This window comes from Streptomyces sp. NPDC047981 (assembly GCF_040653315.1).
GTDB lineage: Bacteria > Actinomycetota > Actinomycetes > Streptomycetales > Streptomycetaceae > Streptomyces.
In genome coordinates this window covers 1-2,508 of record NZ_JBEZNQ010000069.1, presented here as the reverse complement: position 1 = coordinate 2,508, position 2,508 = coordinate 1, and the positions used below count along the sequence as shown (strand labels likewise).

The window sequence follows — 2,508 nt, the reverse complement described above, 5'->3', positions numbered from 1 at the left end:
GGCGCCTCGGGGGGGGCCCCCCCCCTCCCGCCGGCCCCCCCCCCCCCCCCGGGGCCCCCCCCCGCCCCCCCCCCCCCCCCGCGGGGGGGCGCCCGCCCCCCCCCCCCCCCGCCACTCGTGCCGTCCGGCACACGTAGCCTGGGCGCATGCCGGAGTCCCGACCCCCCGCCCTGCCCAACGACGCCTCGCTGAGGGTCTATGCCGCCACCGACCCGGAGCGGCTCCACGATCTGGCCGTCGAGCAAGGACACGGCGCACGCGATTGGTACGGCCCGGGTGTTCTGAAGGCCGTCGAGTTCCTGACCGAGCGGCACACGCCGGCGGCCACGGACCAGGCGGTACGGCTCGGGGAGCACGCGGCCCGGCTCGGCGAGGCGACCGGGGCCGCCACGCTCATGGCCCATCTGGCGCAGGAGTTGGTGGGGCGGCCGAGTTCGGTGGCGCTGCGCCCGCACTTCGAGCGCCCGCCTTCGGCCGACGACACCGCCCTCGAGTTCCGCGCCGTCCTGATCCATGAGATGGCCCTGCGCTGGGGTCTGCGCGACGAGCCGTACCTGACGTTCCAGCAAGGGCTGCGCGCGCTCGGCCATCCGCTCTCCTGGCTGCCGCTCGCCTCCTTCCAGTTCGAGAACGCCATGCGGCAGCGGACGTGGTCGCGCGGCGTCCTGCTCAACTCGCTGCGACCCGAGGAGCTGTACGCCGGCTATCCGGCGATACCCCCGACTGCCGCGGGGGGCGAGGCGGGGCGGGCGGCCCGCCGGGTCCCGGACGAGCGGCGCGTCGGGACGGCCGGCGCCCCCCTATCCGAACTCGGCCGCCACGCCGTGGAGTTCTTCACGCTGCCGCGCCCTGTCGAGCCCGCCGACTTCAACTCCGGGTTGCTGGCCTCCCTCGGCTCGACCTGCCTGGCCGGGTACGGGCCGGACGGCCCGGCCGCGGCCCACACCACGGCGGACGACGTGGCCGGCGACCTGATGGTCGCGGCCTACGACGGCGGCATGTGGGGCGACGGCAGGCCGAGGGCGTACGCCAGGCTGCTGACCTGGCGCGCGATGTACGCCCTGATGGACCTCGATCCGTCGGTGGAGCTGGGCGACGCGGTGCGCGCCTGCGCCGAGCACCGGTGGCTGCGTCTCGCGCCGGGGCGTAGCGAGTTCTTCTTCGGCGACCTGTCGGACGTCGCCTTCGCCGTCCTCGACCCGACGCGCACGCGGGTCGCGCTCATCGCCGCCACCGACACCGACTGACGCCCGCCGGGCGGTGGTTCAGTGGCCGGCCGGGCGGACCAGGCCGGTGTCGTAGGCGTAGACGGCGGCCTGGGTGCGGTCGCGCAGACCGAGTTTGACCAGGATGCGGCCCACGTGGGTCTTGACGGTCTGCTCGGCCACGACGAGCCGGGCGGCGATCTCGGCGTTGGACAGTCCGTTCGCGATCAGGGCGAGCACCTCGGTCTCGCGTTCGGTCAGATCACCCACCCGGTCCTTCCGAGGGACCCGGGGCGCGGCGGTGACCCGCGAGAACTCGGCGATCAGGCGCTTGGTGATGTGCGGGGCGAGCAGGGCGTCGCCGCTCGCCACCACCCGTACCGCATGGGCCAGTTCCTCCGCCGACGCGTCCTTCAGGAGGAATCCGGAGGCTCCGGCGCGCAGCGCGTCGTAGACGTACTCGTCGAGGTCGAAGGTGGTCAGGACGAGCACCTTGGCGGTGGAGTCGGCCGCTTCGGCGAGGAGGCGGGTGGCCTCGATGCCGCTGGTGCCGGGCATGCGGATGTCCATCAGGACGACGTCCGGGTCGAGCCGGGCGGCCTGGGCGACCGCGTCGGCGCCGTCGACGGCCTGGCCGACGACCTCGATGTCCGGTTCGGCGTTCAGCAGCACGGTGAAGCCCTGACGGACCATCATCTGGTCGTCGGCGATGAGAACCCGGATCGTGCCGCTCGTCATGTGCCGTCCTTCTGTGGGGTGTCGCGGGTGGGAGAGGAAGGGGGGAGAGGGGCGGTCGGGATCGGGACGGGGAGGGTGGCCGTCACCTCGTAGCCGCCGTCGGGCGTGGGTCCGGTGGCGAGCTCGCCACCGAGCATGGTGGTGCGTTCGCGCATGCCGAGCAGGCCGTGGCCGGGCCCTCGGCCGAGCGGTACGGCGGCCGCATCGGCGGGGCGGGTCGGCGCGGTGTTCGCCACCCGGAGGGTGAGCCCGCCGGGCAGGTGACGGATCTCCACCTGGACGCCGGCGCCGGGGGCGTGCCGCATCGCGTTGCTGAGTGCCTCCTGGACGATGCGGTACGCGGAGAGTTCGATGCCCGGCGCCAGGGGGCGCGGCGCGCCGATGGTCGTGGCCTCGACGGCGACCCCGGCGGCACGCACGTTGTCGAGGAGTTCGCCGAGGCGCGCCAGGGTCGGCTGGGGAGCGTCCGCGCCACGGGGGGTCTCCTTCGGTACGACGCTGAACCCAGTCCATCGTACGGTCGTACGGGAAAAGGCCCAGGGCCGGAAGACCCGTCAGCGCAGCG

The 2,508-nt window shown here is 74.5% G+C and carries 2 protein-coding genes and 1 pseudogene; 1 reads left to right on the top strand and 2 read right to left on the bottom strand.

Features of this window, described 5'->3' with window-relative positions; genetic code table 11:
- Positions 1–146 precede the first annotated feature (146 nt).
- Positions 147–1,247: a DUF6183 family protein gene (locus tag AB0E14_RS30570; RefSeq protein ID WP_362425366.1), complete on the top strand. Its 1,101-nt coding sequence runs from the start codon at positions 147–149 to the stop codon at positions 1,245–1,247.
- Between the two features lie 18 nt (positions 1,248–1,265).
- Here AB0E14_RS30570 and AB0E14_RS30565 read toward each other — a convergent pair whose 3' ends face one another.
- Positions 1,266–1,943, bottom strand: a complete 678-nt coding sequence (locus tag AB0E14_RS30565; RefSeq protein WP_362425363.1) for a response regulator transcription factor — start codon at positions 1,941–1,943, stop codon at positions 1,266–1,268.
- Positions 1,940–2,407: pseudogene (locus AB0E14_RS30560) on the bottom strand (ATP-binding protein); the annotation flags it as partial. The gene AB0E14_RS30565 and the pseudogene AB0E14_RS30560, both read right to left, overlap by 4 nt.
- Positions 2,408–2,508: the final 101 nt, after the last annotated feature.